Consider the following 16,069-nt stretch of genomic DNA (forward strand, 5'->3'; position numbering starts at 1 on the left):
ATGGGAGAGGGTTCGAAGCAGGGACTTCATGCATCCAGCGCATGCGTGAGCTGGCCCGGAGACGAAGCTCGCGGCCAGCTGCACCAAACCGTCCGGTGTCGCGGAAAAGGACCGTCAGAAGATCAGCTCGCCTGCGCCCCAGGCGAGGAGGATCAGGAGGATGAACGCGAGGAGAAACAGGCCGAACAGGACCTTGGCGATCGTCTTGGCCCCGGAGGCGACGCCGGTGAACCCCAGGGCGCCCGCCACAAGGGAAACTACCAGAAAGATCAGAGCCCATTTCAGCATGTGCGTATCCTTGTCGCTTATGGCCGAGCTACAGGGATTAAGCGCCCAAGCTTGATCCGGTTCCGGTTGCCAGGGCTCAGATCACGACGGTGACCTTCTCGGCCGCGCGGGTCAGGGCCGTGTAGAGCCATCGGCTGCGATGCTCGCGAAATGCGTAGGACTCGTCGAAGAGAACGAGGTCGTCCCATTGCGAGCCCTGCGCCTTGTGCACGGTCAGCGCGTAGCCGTAGGTGAACTCGTCGGATTCCTTGCGCAGGACGAACGGCACCTCTTCTTCGGTTCCCTCGAAGAAGGCCTTGTGCACCGCGACATCCACGGACCGGCGACGGGCGTCGTCGTCGGGCAGCACGTCCATGCGGATGAAGTCGTTGCGGATGCCGCGCAGAGCCTGGATGGTCCAGGTGCCGCCGTTGAGCAACCCCTTGGTCTTGTCGTTGCGCAGGCACACGAGCTTCTCGCCCGCCGCCGGCATGGGATCGCGGTAGCCGTTCAGTTCGCGCAGGCGCGTGTTGTACAGGCGCCGGGTCTTGTTGAGGCCGACGAGAACCTGATCGGCCGCCATGACGGCGGCGGCGTCGATCTCGCGGCGGTGGATGATGCGGCTTTCGCCGTAGGTCCCGGGCCCCAGACGCCCGCCCTCCCGAACCGTCATCGACAGATGGATGATGGGATTGTCCTTGGCCTGCCGGTGCACCTCCGTGAGCATCACGTCGGGCTCGCCGTCCGTGAAGAAGCCCCCGCCCTTTACCGGCGGCAACTGCGCCGGATCGCCCAGGACGAGAACGGGCTGCCCGAATGACAGGAGATCGCGCCCGAGTTCCTCGTCGACCATGGAGCATTCATCGATGATGATGAGGTCGGCCTTGGAGGCCGGGGCCTGACGGTTGAGCACGAATTGCGGACCGTTCTCGTCCGACTCCCGCGAGCGGTAGATCATGGAATGGATCGTCGAGGCCTCGGTGCAGCCCTTGGTGCGCAGCACCAGAGCCGCCTTGCCCGTATAGGCGCCGAAGGCCACCTCGCCGTCCACGTTCTCGGCGATGTGCTTGGCGAGCGTCGTCTTGCCCGTGCCGGCATAGCCGAAGAGACGGAACACCGGACGGTCGCCGCGGCGCAGCCAGTCGGCGACGGCTTTCAGAGCAGCATCCTGTTGCGGCGACCAGGTCATGCGGATTTCGCCTCGCGATGCAGGGAATAGAGAAGACCGAGGATGATGATTCCGCTCCCGAGGAAGACGTATGGATCGAGCGGCTCGCCATAGAACTGCCAGCCGACGAAGGCGATCAGCGGGATGCGCATGAAGTCCAGCGGGACCACCATGGTGGCATCGCCCCGCCGGTAGGCGTTGGTCAGGCAGTAATGCGCCAGGAGGCCGCCGACGCAGATGCCCACGAGGGCCAGCGCGTGCGAGGGCTGGACCTGAAGCCAGAAGGCCCGGCGCACGCCCGCGAGGTTCATCGGAAGCTGCAGCAGGTTCATGAAGAACAGGATCGAGAAGGTGCTTTCCGTCATGGTCAGCCGCTTGGTCATGATCGCCACCAGGGCGAAGCTGAACGCGACGCCGAGCATGAGGAAACTGGCCGGCTGCAAGGTTTCCAGCCCGGGACGGAGGATCACGAGAATGCCGATGAAACCGAGCACGATGGCGACGAGACGACCGCCTGTCATCTTCTCCTTGAGCAGCGGGATCGCCAGCAAGGCGACCCAGGCGGGCGTCGTGAACTCGAGGGCGAAGACGGTCGCGAGCGGCAGGAGCGTGAGGCCGAACGCCCATCCGTCGGTGCCGAGGAAATGCAGGACGTTGCGAGCCAGGTGCAGCGGAAATCGGCGCGGCTTCAACCCGGGCCGCAGGTCCGGCCGGAGCAATGCGAGCAGGAGCAGGATGAGGACTCCCGCGGCGTTGCGCACGGCGAGCATCTCAAAGATCGAGAACGCCGGTGCGAGCGCACGCACGGCGATGGCCGTTGCGGAGAAGGAGAGGAGTGCGCCGCTCATCCAGAGAATGACGGCGAGGATGCTGCGATGGGGCACGGCGGTCCAACCGATGTGAGGATCCACTCGCTTAGCCTGCCTCCGCGACCGCGTGAAGCCTCCATGGGAATTCGAGCGAGCGACGAACACGCGCATGAGGCCGGGGCTGAAGCAGACCACGGTGGACCGTCGCAGCGACGATCCTGCGGAGGATCCCGATGTGTGATTCTCGACAGGGCTGACGACTCTCCTGCCGCTTTTGGTGCCGCTCGTGCGGAAATTTTTACGCCACGCGGGAAGGGGACTCGAGGCTACGGAAAAGGCGCTTTCGACCCTCTCCAAGTGGATAGGATTCGTGACGTGATGTTTAACATCCGTTAACACGTCCGAATACTCTGAATGGCGAAATCATCATCTTTGTAATTTGAATAAGCCTTTGAATATAAACGCAAATTATGTATGCGCGATATTGCGTGCTTGCGTTCCGAAATGTGTCGGTGGGCCTAAGGAAGCATCTCTAACTGTCTCATCTTGAACCCGATATTGAGTCTTAGATCTGCAAGTGCAGAGAGGCGTGCCTCGCAAAATATCCACAGAAAAAGTGCACGTTCTACTGTCAACACTTTTCGATAATCGGAACCCGCTTGGTATAACGACGTTGCCTTGCAAGCGTGACGGTTGCACGCGAAGGCCCTTGAAGGAGGCGGCTATGCCGACAGACACTAAGTCAAACCCGCTGACGATGCTGTTCACGGGAGACACCGGTGCGACCAGCACCAAGAAGACCGCGAAGAAGAGCAGCAGCGCACGCCGCAGCTCGACCAGCACCGCCAAGAAGGCTGGAACGAAGAAAACCGCTGCCAAAAAGTCGGCCGCGAAGTCGACCTCCCGGTCGGCAGCGAAATCGTCGGCCAAGTCCGGCGCGAAGAAGACCACGGCCAAGAAGAGCACGGCGAAGTCCTCTGCCACGAAGACCTCGGCCCGTTCATCGGCAAAGTCGGCGGCGAAGAAGACGACCGCCAAGAGCGCTGCTAAGAAGACCGCTGCCAAGAAGACCACCGCCAAGAAGTCGACTGCGAAGAAGACTCCGGCCAAGTCGGCCGCCAAGAAGTCCGTTTCGCGCTCGTCCTCGGCCCGTTCGACGACGGCCCGCAAGTCCGCCTCGCGCAGCTCCAGCCGCAGCGCGGTGAAGTCGGCTTCGAAGGCGCGCAGCGCGTCCAAGTCGACCCCGAAGCGTGCAGCCGCCGCTTCGAGCCGGACCTCTGCCACGAAGAAGTCCGGCACGGTTGCCAAGCGGTCCTCGGGCTCCCGCTCCTCGAGCGCTCGCAAGAGCCCCTCGAAGTCGCGGAAGCGCTAAGACCTCCATGCGGCAGGCGCCGGGACGGGTTCATCCCTGTCGCCCGGCTCCTGCGCATAGAAAATCGCCCGGCGAAAGCCGGGCGATTTTGCTTTGGGAGAATGACCGGCTGCTTATCGGCCGGTGCTCATCGGATCGCTGGCGCCCCAATAGGGCGTGGCGTTGTAGTAGCGGTGGACGTGCTCTTCCCATTCCCGGTCGTAGGAGGCGTCATGACCTTCCGCGCTGCGCCGGGGCGCGCCGCGGAGCTGGTCCTCGGAGAGGTTCAGCTCATAGGCATCGAGTTCGGTGTTGTACTTCAGGACGCTCCAGGGAAGGGTGTAGTACTCCTCACCGAGCCCCATGAAGCCGCCGAAGCTCATCACCGCATAGGCGACCTTGCCGGATCGCTTCTCGATCATCACGCGCTCGATCGTTCCGATCTTCTCGCCGTCCGAGCGGCGCACCGGCGTTCCTTCGACCTTGTCGCTGGCAATCAGGCTGTGGGTTTCCCGAACGTCGCTGCTTTGTGCCGTCGTCTGCATCATTGCGCTCCCTTCATGTGTGAGATCCAAGGCATCGGACCCAAAAGTGGACCCGCTTTTGGGATCCGTCCGATGCTTCATCTTTAAACGGGCGCATCGCTGGGCGCGGATAACCGGGGCCACTTTTCCGCACGATGCGCTAGGGCAACGCTCGGGTTGAAATGCCGGTTCCGGTTCGGGCCCGGACCCTCAAGGATTTCAAGGCGTTTGAACGTTCCTCGCGCCAAGCGCTGCCGTAGGAACCCGCTTCCCGACCTCACGTTGACCCACGTTTATGAAACTTGAGGATATGAAGGAGAGTGCCATGGCGGTTCGCCAGAAGCCGGTCGGGGACCAGGTCGTTGTCATCACCGGCGCATCGAGCGGCATCGGACTAGCGACGGCCCATCTGTTCGCCGAGCGCGGCGCGAAGGGCCTCGTCCTGGTCGCCCGCAACGAAGACGCGCTGCGCAAGATCGCCGATGAGCTCAGCCATGGGCCGACGCGGGCTGTTGCCGTGGCGGCGGACGTCAGCAAGCGCGAGGATTTGGACCGGGTGGCGCGCACCGCCGTCGAGACCTTCGGCGGGTTTGACACCTGGGTGAACGATGCGGCCGTGGCCCTGTACGGCAACGTCACCGACATTCCCATGGAAGACCAGCGCCAGCTCTTCGACGTGAATTACTGGGGCGTCGTCAACGGCTCGATGATCGCCGCGGACCACCTGCGCCATCAGGGCGGCACCATCGTCAACGTGGGTAGCGTCCTGTCCGAGCGGGCCATGATCCTCCAGACCCAGTACTCGGCCTCCAAGCATGCGGTGAAGGGTTTCACGGACGGGTTGCGAATGGAATTGGCGAACCAGGGCGCGCCGGTCGCGGTCACCCTGATCAAGCCCTCCTCGATCGATACGCCCTATGTGGAACATGCGCGCAACTATCTCGACCGGGACAACGCCGTCCCGCCGCCGGCCTACGATCCGCATCTCGTCGCCAAGGCGATCGTGTATGCGGCCGAGCACCACCGCCGCGAGATCACCATCGGGTTCGGCGGGTGGATCATCGGCGCCATGGGCAAGGTCGCGCCTCACCTCGTCGACAAGGCGATGGAATGGACGGGCTATGGGTCGCAGACGACCGACCATCCCGAAAGGCCGGCCATGCGCGACAACCTCTATCAGGCCCGCGAGGACGGCGACATGTACTCGTCGCTCCCCGGCGAGCCGCGCAAGACGAGCCTGCTCCTGGAAGCGCAGATCCACCCGTTCGTAACGGCGGCCGTGCTGGCCGGGGTCGCGGCCGGCATCGCGGCCCTGTTCCTGCCGTCCCTGGCGGCGAGCCGGCGTCCGAAGCGCGCCAAGCGGCCGACGCCACGTTATCAACCGGCCATGCGCCGCACCGGCAACGGTCACGACAAGCACACCTACGGACCGGGGCACATGACCCAGCGCGGGCCTTATGAGGGCCGCCCGCAGCCGCGGCACTGATGATGCGTGAGGGCCGGATCCCCGATCCGGCCCTTTCTGCCGAGAGCGACAACATGGCCGCTTCCCGCACGTTCCGAACGGAATGGTTGCAGGCTAGCCTTGCTCCATGATTCCGATTCGCTCCCTCGCCATCGCGCTCGCCCTTCTGGTCGGCGGCTCCGCCGCCGCGCAGGACAAGGGCACCCTCGACCCGAAGCCGCTGCCGCCGCTCGCCGATCCCGGCGATCCCAAGCTCGCCGCAAAGGAACTCTTCGGGCGACGCGCCACGCCGGCCGATCTTCGCTCGCGATCGATCGGCAGCTATGCGCGAGGGTGCGTGGCCGGTGCGGCGGCGATCCCGGTCGACGGCGACAATTGGCAGGTCATGCGCCTGTCCCGAAACCGCAACTGGGGCCATCCGCAGATGATCGGCTTCCTGCAGCGCTTCGCCACCCGGCTTCCAAGCGTGAACGGATGGCCGGGCCTTCTCGTCGGAGACATCTCGCAGCCGCGCGGCGGCCCGATGATCACGGGCCATGCCTCGCACCAGATCGGCCTCGATGCCGATATCTGGCTCACGCCCATGCCCAACCGCCGCCTCTCGCGGGCGGAGCGGGAGGAGATGTCCGCAACCAACGTGGTGCGCGACGACTTGCTCGACGTCGATCCGGCCCGATGGACGCCGCAGCACATGGCCCTGATCCGTGCCGCCGCTCAGGAGAGAAGCGTCGCCCGGGTCTTCGTGAATCCGGCCATCAAGAAGGCGCTCTGCCGGGACGCGGGAGCGGACCGCGCCTGGCTGACCAAGGTGCGGCCGATCTGGGGCCACAACTACCATTTCCACATCCGCCTCGCCTGCCCGGCCGGCGAAGCGGGCTGCTCCGATCAGGATCCGCCTCCTGGCGGAGAGGGCTGCGGGGCGGAGCTCGCCGCCTGGTTCACGCCCCAGATGCTGCGTCCCAAACCCGGCAAGCCCCGGCCGCCGCTCACCATGGCGCAACTGCCGAACGAGTGCCGTACCGTTCTTGACGCGCCCTGAGACGGCCCTGAAGCAGAAAGGCTCGCACCTTTCGCGATGCGAGCCTTTCACAGCCATTTCTTAAGAACGGGACGACCGGGTCTATTCCGCCGCTACGCCGACGCCGATCTGGCAGGAGACGCCGGTGCCGCCCAGGCCGCAATAGCCGTTCGGGTTCTTGGCCAGGTATTGCTGGTGATAATCCTCGGCGAAGTAGAACGGTCCCGCGTCGAGAATCTCGGTCGTGACCGGCCCGTAGCCCTTGGCCGCGAGCGCCTCGCCGTAAGCGGCCTTGGACGCCTCTGCGGCCTTCTTCTGATCCTCGTCGAACACATAGATCCCGGAGCGGTACTGGGTACCCACGTCGTTGCCCTGGCGCATGCCCTGAGTCGGGTCGTGATTTTCCCAGAAGGTCTTCAGCAGGGCCTCATAGGAGGTCACCTTCGGATCGTAGACCACCAGGACGACCTCGTTGTGCCCGGTGAGGCCCGAGCACACTTCCTCGTAGGTCGGGTTCGGCGTGGTGCCGGCCGCGTAGCCCGCAGCGGTGATCCAGACGCCGTCACCCAGCTGCCAGAACTTGCGCTCCGCGCCCCAGAAGCAGCCGAGGCCGAACACGGCCTTCTCCATCCCGTCGGGATAGGGCGGCTGAAGGGGGCGGTCGTTGATGAAGTGCCGCTCAGCCGTCGGAATCGGGCTGGTCCGGCCGGGCAGAGCCTCGGCGGCGTTCGGCAGGTCGAGGCGTTTGCGGAAGCTGAACATGAGAGGTCCTCGCGTGACCTCGCTCATGTAATCACTGCCGGGTGCCCGCGGGAGGGGGCGGTTCCGTCACCTTCCCGTGAAAAGTGAGCCCTTTTATCGCGCCGAGCGATGGGCTCATCAAACAAGGGACATCGGGGTCGATCCCACATGTGGGATCGACTCTTGGGTCCGGTGCTCTAGCGGCCTGCGAGGTAGCCGATCGGCTCCAGGGGCTTCTGCCCGAGCCACATCAGCAGCGCACCGACCAGGAAGCCCGTCACTGAGGCCGGCATCTGCAGGACGTAGGTGGCGATCGGATCCCACAGCCAGGGGTAACCACGCTGGGCGATGCTACCCTCGAGCGAGGCCATCCCGCTCGGGAAAAGAGTGCCGCCGACCTTTCCGATCGAAGCGAACGATACAGCATTGTTGACGATCGATCGCGTTCCATCGATCACCAATCCGATAAATCCCGCTGCGATCAGCAGGAGGCCAAGGCTACGCGCTAGGAACTTCAAGGGAAGATACCTCTATGAACAGAGGGGGAATTATCTAGAGCGTTTTGTCGCAATGGCAAAGGCGATTCCGGCTGATTTGTGACAAGTTCGGACTTGCCTTTTGCCATGATTTGGCGATACACGGGCGCTCCGCAGACAGAAGCGGAGAACCGGCCGGCCCGCAGCACGCGGGCAGTTCGACGGTTCATGGAGCCTCAAGAGGCTCATGCTGGAGGGGTGGCCGAGTGGTTGAAGGCGCACGCCTGGAAAGTGTGTATACGGGAAACCGTATCGCGGGTTCGAATCCCGCTCCCTCCGCCATTGTTTACTTCTAAGTATCTAAAATTACGACGTAATTTGGAAAGCGTCTCAGACTTTCCCCACCTCTTTCCCCACCTTTGAAGCTAGCTTGGCTATCGAACTGTGATGCCCGAGCAATCAGCGACGAGAATAATGCGCCGAAGAACCCTGCGCCCCCCAAAATAGGGATTCACCTTCTCCCAGAGTCTGACTCGACTCAGGCGACGTGATGGCTACGGTCGCCGTGTATGTAATCCTGGGGGATTTTCCTTGAAACGTGTAATTCTAGTACTCCCATTGATGGGAGCTTTGGCCGCTTGCGCCGGTGCTCAAGCAACCCGGACTTCGGCAAATACGATGGTCATTGACGCCGGAGCCGCTCCGGCCTGTGGCTCTCAGGGCGCCGCAAAGGTGGCCGCGAAGAGCGCCGCCGTTGAAACTATCCGTGCCGGCTACGACCGGTACATCATCACCGGAGCGGCCGCTCAGAACAATGTCTCGACCACTCAGATGCCCGGGCAGTTCAACACGGTCGGAACCAGCACCTACTATGGCGGCGGCTTCAGAAGCTACAACGCGACGACTACTTATACTCCCGGCCCGACTATCGTGAGCGGCAGCCATGACAGACAACTCGGTGTCGTGATGTTCCGCAGTGGAGAGCCTGGATCTGAGAACGCCATTGACGCCCGGCAAACGCTTGGGGCGGAATGGGCTGACCTCGTGAAGTCGGGCATTCATACCTGCCTGTAACCTGACCCCCGAAAAACTGGAGAGGGCGCAATGAACCCTCTCCATCCAAACGGGGCTAAGCATTGCGGCGGCTAGTTCGGGAACGAATGCCTTGAGGCTCCAGCTTATCTCAATCAGCGCAGGTCTGTTCGCACTAACTCCGGGCCTCCTTGCAACAGGCCCTGTGTTTGCTGACGACAAATGGGCACCCGTTGGCAATGGCTGGGAGCGCTATACGAATGAGCGTTTCGGTTCAGTGGCAGAGGTGCCGCGCCATCTCTTCACGCTCGTCGAGCCTCCGCCAGAAAACGGAGATGGCCGGCAATTCAAGGCTGAAGGTGGTGCGAGGTTATGGATCTACGGAAGCTATGGGCCCTATGTGGTGACAGACAGCTTCCAAGCTTACAAAATCTGGTTGCTCGAGCACACAGAGTTGGACCGTCTGACCTATATGGCCGAAGGAAAGGGTTGGCTCGTGCTTTCCGGGGTAAAGCAGGGCAATGTTGTGTACAGGAAGGTTATCGAGGGCTGCGGCGCAGCGCATGAGGTCAAAATCGAGTATCCTGTACAAAGAAAGGCTCTGTACGATCCTCTCGTAAACCGATTATCACGTTCGCTTGGCTGCACCTTAGGGAAGTGAGCGGTCAGACATCGCCCAAATCAGCAGTGCGGGCGGCTACGTTATACTTGTAATCTTGAATCGAAATATCTTGGATAAGTCTTCCTAATGAACCTTCAGTGCCTCTGAGGGGCAACGTGCTATGGATCTTTGGTTAAGACTAATGCCTGGCAGTGTATGGGATCTGCCCCGACTACGTTGGTACATTGAGGATTGCCTTGAGCAGCCTCATGCAATCATCTTGAACACTAATATGGGCATTACAACGTGCGACTTGTATCTGCCTGAGCATTACGACCCTGAAATGGCAATTGTAATGGTAGAAGCCATGACAGGAATGGAATTTGAACACATGGGGTATGTCTGACCGCATCAATATCACTTCTCGCCCCCTGAGGCGACAGATGCGGTTCAGCCCTTTTAGGTGATAGATCCAGCCTCTCGATTTTGCACCCGTTTATAACGAAGCAGCTCCCCGCTCACTCCTCTATAGCCTCTGTATCGAAATCTCTTGTTTAAGGCGCCTCAAGGCTGGGCAGAAGGCTAGAGATTTCGTCAGCATCTATCACACCACCCAGGAACAATCTCTCGGCAATTGCCTCAAACCGTGCTCGGTGTGTCTCAATAATCATTCGCGCCTTTTCGCGGCCTTCGACCAGCAGGCTTCGGATGGCAGTCTCATCCGCGTCGTTATCTTTGGCACCAAGAACGCCAATTGCAATATCTTCAGCCGCTAGCCTATCCAACGTGAGTTCCGCACATTCGAGCGAAGAATGTGGGTAGCCACCGATTTCCGCACCCGCCCAGCCCGCCATCGTAATTGCAATCTGGTCACGAATTGGAAGATGAGTCGGGCTGCCAGCGGCGACTTGGCCGTCGCCGCTGTCGCAAATATACAGCCTCATGACGTTGATGTTGAATGACCAGAGAACAATGCCGTGACCGGCCTCATGGAAGGCAACCCGGCGGCGTTCTGTCGGATCGGCTTTTGTGTCGCCCATTTCTGCTCCTATGTACTAAGCAGTTGAACAGCGCTTCGGTAGCACGGCTCACCATGCTTGGGCAGATAAGTCACAAGGTGATTCTCTCGACGAAAGGAAAGCGCCCGCCCAAGCATCAGAGCTAGTCTACTTTCATCAATCGGGCGAGAGCCAGCACGCAGTGAGAGTCAAGTGCATTCTCAGCGGCATCGTACTTAGCCACCAACCGCATATACGTCGCCCAGCGCATGCCCTTAGGTTTTGGGGGGAGATCCCACTCATCCTGGCTTTCACTTCCAAGAAGGACCGCTTGCACTTTCGCCTTAATGCGCCAAGCCCTTCCGATAGGGTCGAGGAACTGCGAGGCATAGGCAGCCCTGCGGCCCCAGGCATGCCGGCTCGCAAAGAGCGTGGCGCCAAGCGGCCTGTAGAGCACACGTACGCGCCGCCCGGTTCTCGGGCAGATAGCGTACCACTGCAGACCGCCAAAGTGCCTCGGCTCCGGCACCAGAGAGAATGACTGCTGACGTCCCTGGAAGGACAGGTCCAGCAGGCCGCTGTAGTCCGACATCTTCAGGGTAGCTGTGATGGTTTCGCCCGAGCCATAGGTGAGAACACATTGGATGTGGCTGTCGGGTTTCCCGGCGCCGCTCGGAATGAGCTTAGCGAGATCCAGCTTGGGTCCGCTCTCCAGAGTGAGGCGCTGCCGGTCACGAGGCATGTGAACAGCCTCCGGGTGGGAACTTAACTGTATTAGCCATTGTTATCATTGAAGAACTCATATGCGGTACCATAATACCACATCGGAGGTGGGGTTACGGTCTAATTCATTGTTCTTCTTACGCATTGATGGCCACATGTCGAAGTCAACTACGCTTGAGCATTTTGGGTGAAAGGCGCGTTCCTAACAAAAGGAATGGCACAGGCTCGCCCACTCGCTTGGCACCTGGGCCTGCTGTGCTCCCTACTTGTTTTGCCCACGACTATTTTTGTCGGATGGGTTCTCTGGCAGTACGCTGGTGCCGAGCGAGCACATCTTTTGCAGAACGGCCAGGAGCTTGTGCATCGTATTGGCGATGCGGTTGAAACAGAGATTGCCTCGGTTATGGGCACCGCGAAGGTGACTGCCTCCTCTCCTCGGCTCCTGCAGGGCTCATTGAACCCCGCCGAGTCACGTCAAACAGCAGCTGCTGTCGCTCGCTCTCTGGGAGTCGACATCGCTGTCCGTGATGTTGGCGGTCAACTCTTGCTCAACACGCGGCTAACGGAGGACCAGAACCTTCCCTCCCGACCACTTGAGGTGGACCAAACGGTACTGACCACCAAGCAGGCTGCCGTATCAGACTTGTTTCTCGGGTCCTACAACAAGGAACCTCTTGTTGCGGTAGTTGCGCCGGTCATACGCCCAACAACGGGAGAAGTTATCTACTTCATTGATGTCACGGTCCCTGCCAGACGCATCCTTGACGTCATTCTCAAGGAGCCTCTTGGAAGCGGGCTGTATGCGACCGTACTGGACAGAACAGGCCGCGTGATTGCGCGGACTCGTGGTCAGCAGCAGTTTGTAGGAACCGAAGCCACGGAGTTCATGCGCGGCGTCACAAGCCGAACGGGCCATTTCCGGACGCAGTCCTTGGATGGTGTCCCAGTGCTAGTCCACTATGCTCGTGTAGATGGGTCCGATTGGATTGTTGCGGTTGGTCTAGAGGAAGAGACGCTAAACGCGCCTATCAGGCGGCTCGTAGGCCTGCTGGCCGCAACGGGTCTGTGCCTCGCCCTTCTCTCGACGGCGCTGGCCTATCTATTTGGCAGACGCATTACCAAAGCCATTGAGGGGCTTTCCGCCGCTGCCAGTGCCTTGGGAGCAGGGTCAGACGTTCCAGTCCTTCAGACACCCATCCGTGAGATCAACAGTGTGAGCGCGGCGCTTGCGGACGCGGCGGATGAGCGGAAGCGTGCGGAGGAGCGCCAAGCCCTGATGGTTCGGGAGCTACACCACAGGGTCAAGAATACCCTCGCCACCGTTCAGGCTGTCGTTAACTCGACAGCCCGAAGGGCGGAGACCATCCGAGAGTTCAGTGACGCGGTGACCGAGCGCATCATCTCGCTCGCGAGGACCCATACGCTGCTTGTGGACGATGCCTGGGGAGGCGCCTCGCTGAACCAGATCTTGAGAACCGAGCTGGAGCCTTACAACACCGGACACCAGCGGGTGAAGCTTCATGGCCCTGAAGTCCATCTTCCAGACAGTATTGCTTTGGCATTCGGCATGGCCGTCCATGAACTGACTACAAATGCGGCCAAGTATGGAGCCCTTTCTCTTCCGACCGGCTGCGTACACGTGACCTGGTCCGTTGAAGGGAAAGACCTAGACAAGCGTCTTCAATTAGAGTGGCGAGAGCATAACGGGCCGCCGGTCGAAGTGCCAAAGCGAAGGGGCTTCGGATCAACCTTGTTAGAGCGCGTGCTTGGGCGTCAACTGCAAGGCGACGTCAGGACGGAGTACCTGCCGGAAGGCATCCGAGTTCGAGTGGATGCGCCTCTGAGTGACCACACCGTCCGCGAGGCAGGGGCGGCTTGACCTACATGAGTCGCTGTTCATCATCTCTCCACCCCAGACCCCATCTGGTAGATTATATGTGTCCCTGTGGTCGGACCGCTGCAGGGCCTGTTGGAGGGGTCACGGTCCCTGTCATCGGACCGTAGGCGGAAATTTCCTTTCGTGGAGCCCTGAATTGTCCCTGTGGTCGGACCGGCTGTCCTTCTCATCGGACCGGCTACAAATTCACCTTGTAATGAGAACCTCTGCAGAAGCTCCGTCGTTGTTCTATCCGTAAGAACTCAAGGCATTGCCATGAGCCTGCAGAACGCCATCTATCGAGGAACCGCCCGTCATCGGGCCGAGGACGACCTCTTCCACTTCGACCGGTCATGGGCTCCCAAGCCCGCCGAGTGCGATACGGGGTTATCCAGCGCCAAAGGATCTGCCCAGTCGTGGGTCGTCAGCCTGCGCCCCCGTTGGTTGGTCAACCGGGCTCAGCCGCTCATTCGGCCCCGCTACGAGGGCTGACCATTTCCGGCCCGCTCTGGATTGCCTTCTCCGTCGCTAGATCCCGCAAAGAAAGAGCGCCCATTCGGCTGGCGCTCTAGGTGGGCCGCTGTTGCGACCATCCAGGGAGAACGACCGTGCCATACGGCACAAGGGGAGGCTGCGCCCGAAAGGTTAACGCATCCCTAAAAGAACCACCAATCGCGCGGCGTTCCTCTGCAATTGACCTCAGGGCTGTCTCAACAGCCCCAAGCATCTATCAGCCAGCGATTTATTAATCCAAGTGATTGTGGGGGCTTCTGAGGGGCGTACACTTCGCCAGACACGAGGTTTGGCATACCACTCCATCAGGGCAAACTGGTCGGACTGGAACTGGATCAGGCAAGACTAGCCCAGCTTGATGTCGACAGAGCCGAAAGCACACGGCGGGTAGCCGCAGATGACCAAAATAGCGGAATACCAGACCCACGCCCTGGAATGCAGGGCCTTGGCGAAGCAGATGCCTGTAGGAGAGCAACGCACTCAGCTCCTGGAAATGGCACGAACCTGGGAGTCACTGGCGAATAGCCGAGAGAGACTCATCAGGACCAATCCTGAACTGGAGGCCCTTGATAGCCTCGCGTCTGCCGATGGGGCCACGCCCTCTTCAAAGGCGCACTGAGCGGGAGCTTCTTGCTCCTGGCAATTGACCTAACCCCTGAGCGTGTCTTGCGCTTTCTTTTATCAGGGGCGCGCAGACTGTCTTAGGCGACGTTGCATGGCAAGTCGGCCGTTGAGTGCACAATGGCTAAACAAGGAAAAGGGGCCCGTAGGCCCCTTTAATACGTGTAATTCAGACTAGGTCCATGCTAGACTAACTGACCTGTCGAGTAGGCTTGTATCAGTTACTGGGTCGTAATGACGGTTAAGGAAGCCGCCGATTACTGAATAGTCTCCGGTGTCATGTTCGTACAAAACTGTGTATTTGCTGACATTCGGCGTGGTACTATCTGGCATGGGGCCCGTGTATATATCGGTGTCGTTACCGGAACCTGACAGCCAGTCTACCTGATCGTTATATTGGTTCATAACCTGTTGTTCGTAGGATTCTGAAGAATACCGATCCGTCACGACGTCGAATGTCATGTAAGCATAGTCATGACCGTTAATCGTTGCGGTTTTAACGACACTCTCGTTCTTGACATTCAGCAGAACATCAAGCGAGTCGACCATCCCTGAAAGTTTATATGCGACAAGTTCGGTGTTGTGAGCCATAGGACGACCCTCCTGATTCATTCAGGGGACGCTTGCACTACACTCCTCGCACTACGCAATGATTATACAGGAAAAATGCTGCATTCTCATTCCCTATTTAAGACATTGCTGCGGTTCCCGTACGACGCACCGGAGGCGAGATATTTCCTCAATCTGACCTGTGATAGTCTTCTAAAGGCTCTTGAGTCCTGAGCGTGTCTTGGGGCTTCCTTGTTTCGACCTTTTTGGGTCCCATCTGCTCAAGAGGGCCCTCCAAGAGGCGCAGTCAAACATCTCCATCCATTCTCCAAAATGGCGCGTATACTACCGGGAAAGAGGGGCCGCTGTTCGACGAGGTCGGTTCTAGGCACAAGTGCGTAGCCATCACACTCCTCGAAGCATCATGGAGACGTGTCATGCCTGAAGCGCGCATTAGCGTCCGAGTGGCTGATAATCGGCAATCCGTGACCGTCGAGATGGGGCCTGTTGAAGGTCTGTCAGCCCGAATAACGCTCGGCCTCGAGCAACTCACGCAGGTCATCAGCTCGCTGGGGCAAGCACGAACGCAGATGGTTGACGGTCAGCGGGTCGAGCCGCTTGAAGGTACAAAGGTACAAACCATCGCAAATCCCAAGTGGTACATTCAGGTAGCCCCTATTGACGGGTCGCTTCTCGCATTCAGTCACCCCGCCTTTGGTCCGATTGCCTTCGCAATTCCTCGGGAAGAGGTTGCCCAGATTGTTGGTGTCCTGACGAGCCACCTGTCACTTCCGGTGTGTCGACAGGAAAAACCAAACTGAGACACTCACATTGCCGTTGGATACCTGGAGAAAGCCCACCCATAATCAGGAACACACCAGATGCCTAACCCCGGATGTCCTCCATCCCAATGCCGGCGGTATAAGAGATAACTAAGGCGACCAGACCGGTCCCGAGAACTGCGATTGCCCCAAAGTGCATTTAGTTGCCCCTGATTGATGAGAAAGAACTCCATCAATCCCGCGAAGATGGAAGCGCAGGCTCAAGGCGCCCGTAGAACTTCAGCATCCCAACTTCGCATGGCACCCGCTACGGAACAGGCTGGACTCGGCGCTCATGAAGGGCAATCGCTGGCGCGATAATCGCTGTCGGGTTCGGCGGAAGGATTGCACAGTAGGTTACATAGCCCAGGTCGTAGCCAGGCCCGTTCTCGAACCGCCCGCACCAATGCCCCCCGTCTGTTTCACCCGTGTCACCGGCTAGTGCCCGATGCTGGATCGTGTGGTCTGGCACCCAGATCCACTTTCCCTCGACGAACATCTGCACCCCGGTTGGCC

Annotated in this window: 18 protein-coding genes and 1 tRNA gene; 8 read left to right on the forward strand and 11 right to left on the reverse strand. The window is 60.2% G+C overall.

What is annotated here, in order from left to right; all coding sequences use genetic code 11:
- Positions 1-114: 114 nt before the first annotated feature.
- The 5 genes from KBI52_RS18585 to KBI52_RS18605 form a co-directional block, all read right to left on the reverse strand.
- A complete protein-coding gene (locus KBI52_RS18585) occupies positions 115-288 on the reverse strand; it encodes a DUF1328 domain-containing protein (protein WP_152715814.1) in 174 nt (57 codons plus the stop codon).
- Between the two features lie 76 nt (positions 289-364).
- Complete coding sequence (locus KBI52_RS18590; protein WP_210810072.1) at positions 365-1,456, reverse strand: ATP-dependent RecD-like DNA helicase; 1,092 nt, start codon at positions 1,454-1,456, stop codon at positions 365-367.
- Positions 1,453-2,346 (reverse strand): DMT family transporter, encoded by an 894-nt coding sequence (locus KBI52_RS18595; protein ID WP_259060486.1) that lies wholly within the window; start codon positions 2,344-2,346, stop codon positions 1,453-1,455. The genes KBI52_RS18590 and KBI52_RS18595 overlap by 4 nt, the downstream gene beginning before the upstream one ends.
- Before the next feature lie 366 nt (positions 2,347-2,712).
- Entirely contained in the window at positions 2,713-3,588 is an 876-nt protein-coding gene (locus KBI52_RS18600; RefSeq protein ID WP_210810078.1) for a hypothetical protein, read from the reverse strand.
- Positions 3,589-3,729: 141 nt separating this feature from the next.
- On the reverse strand, positions 3,730-4,140 hold the full coding sequence (locus KBI52_RS18605; protein ID WP_173947717.1) for a PRC-barrel domain-containing protein: 411 nt from the start codon (positions 4,138-4,140) through the stop codon (positions 3,730-3,732).
- A 304-nt stretch (positions 4,141-4,444) separates the two neighbouring features.
- On the opposite strand from KBI52_RS18605, the gene KBI52_RS18610 reads away from it, so the two are divergent.
- Together KBI52_RS18610 and mepA are read left to right on the forward strand one after the other, a co-directional pair.
- A complete protein-coding gene (locus tag KBI52_RS18610; protein ID WP_210810085.1) occupies positions 4,445-5,605 on the forward strand; it encodes an SDR family oxidoreductase in 1,161 nt (386 codons plus the stop codon).
- Positions 5,606-5,711: 106 nt separating this feature from the next.
- Positions 5,712-6,623, forward strand: a complete 912-nt coding sequence (mepA, locus tag KBI52_RS18615) for a penicillin-insensitive murein endopeptidase (protein ID WP_173947674.1) — start codon at positions 5,712-5,714, stop codon at positions 6,621-6,623.
- Positions 6,624-6,704: 81 nt separating this feature from the next.
- On the opposite strand, the gene msrA is transcribed toward mepA, so the two are convergent.
- Both msrA and KBI52_RS18625 read right to left on the reverse strand, forming a co-directional pair.
- Positions 6,705-7,364: a peptide-methionine (S)-S-oxide reductase MsrA gene (msrA, locus tag KBI52_RS18620; protein ID WP_173947673.1), complete on the reverse strand. Its 660-nt coding sequence runs from the start codon at positions 7,362-7,364 to the stop codon at positions 6,705-6,707.
- A gap of 176 nt (positions 7,365-7,540) precedes the next feature.
- The gene (locus KBI52_RS18625) at positions 7,541-7,861 is read right to left on the reverse strand and encodes a PetM family of cytochrome b6f complex subunit 7 (RefSeq protein WP_173947672.1); all 321 of its coding nucleotides are present in this window, start codon (positions 7,859-7,861) and stop codon (positions 7,541-7,543) included.
- A 210-nt stretch (positions 7,862-8,071) separates the two neighbouring features.
- On the opposite strand from KBI52_RS18625, the gene KBI52_RS18630 reads away from it, so the two are divergent.
- From KBI52_RS18630 to KBI52_RS18640, 3 genes are all read left to right on the forward strand, one after another.
- A tRNA-Ser gene (locus tag KBI52_RS18630) sits at positions 8,072-8,161 on the forward strand.
- A gap of 336 nt (positions 8,162-8,497) precedes the next feature.
- The gene (locus KBI52_RS18635) at positions 8,498-8,893 is read left to right on the forward strand and encodes a hypothetical protein (RefSeq protein ID WP_247654491.1); all 396 of its coding nucleotides are present in this window, start codon (positions 8,498-8,500) and stop codon (positions 8,891-8,893) included.
- A gap of 91 nt (positions 8,894-8,984) precedes the next feature.
- The gene (locus tag KBI52_RS18640; RefSeq protein WP_210810092.1) at positions 8,985-9,512 is read left to right on the forward strand and encodes a hypothetical protein; all 528 of its coding nucleotides are present in this window, start codon (positions 8,985-8,987) and stop codon (positions 9,510-9,512) included.
- Positions 9,513-10,006: 494 nt separating this feature from the next.
- Here the strand turns inward: KBI52_RS18640 and KBI52_RS18645 are convergent, their stop codons facing one another.
- Complete coding sequence (locus KBI52_RS18645; protein ID WP_210810097.1) at positions 10,007-10,492, reverse strand: hypothetical protein; 486 nt, start codon at positions 10,490-10,492, stop codon at positions 10,007-10,009.
- Positions 10,493-10,613: 121 nt separating this feature from the next.
- Positions 10,614-11,192: a hypothetical protein gene (locus KBI52_RS18650; RefSeq protein ID WP_210810102.1), complete on the reverse strand. Its 579-nt coding sequence runs from the start codon at positions 11,190-11,192 to the stop codon at positions 10,614-10,616.
- Positions 11,193-11,510: 318 nt separating this feature from the next.
- Here KBI52_RS18650 and KBI52_RS18655 point away from each other — a divergent pair, with 318 nt between their 5' ends.
- Together KBI52_RS18655 and KBI52_RS18660 are read left to right on the forward strand one after the other, a co-directional pair.
- Entirely contained in the window at positions 11,511-13,052 is a 1,542-nt protein-coding gene (locus tag KBI52_RS18655; RefSeq protein ID WP_210810107.1) for a sensor histidine kinase, read from the forward strand.
- Positions 13,053-13,325: 273 nt separating this feature from the next.
- Complete coding sequence (locus tag KBI52_RS18660; RefSeq protein ID WP_210810110.1) at positions 13,326-13,541, forward strand: hypothetical protein; 216 nt, start codon at positions 13,326-13,328, stop codon at positions 13,539-13,541.
- An 816-nt stretch (positions 13,542-14,357) separates the two neighbouring features.
- On the opposite strand, the gene KBI52_RS18665 is transcribed toward KBI52_RS18660, so the two are convergent.
- Positions 14,358-14,774, reverse strand: a complete 417-nt coding sequence (locus KBI52_RS18665; protein ID WP_210810115.1) for a hypothetical protein — start codon at positions 14,772-14,774, stop codon at positions 14,358-14,360.
- 395 nt (positions 14,775-15,169) lie between these two features.
- On the opposite strand from KBI52_RS18665, the gene KBI52_RS18670 reads away from it, so the two are divergent.
- A complete protein-coding gene (locus tag KBI52_RS18670) occupies positions 15,170-15,553 on the forward strand; it encodes a hypothetical protein (RefSeq protein WP_210810121.1) in 384 nt (127 codons plus the stop codon).
- Positions 15,554-15,821: 268 nt separating this feature from the next.
- Here KBI52_RS18670 and KBI52_RS18675 read toward each other — a convergent pair.
- Positions 15,822-16,069 (reverse strand): hypothetical protein (locus KBI52_RS18675; protein ID WP_210810127.1); only part of this gene is annotated, 248 nt, incomplete at its 5' end.

Source organism: Microvirga sp. HBU67558, assembly GCF_018069605.1.
Lineage (GTDB): Bacteria > Pseudomonadota > Alphaproteobacteria > Rhizobiales > Beijerinckiaceae > Microvirga > Microvirga terrae.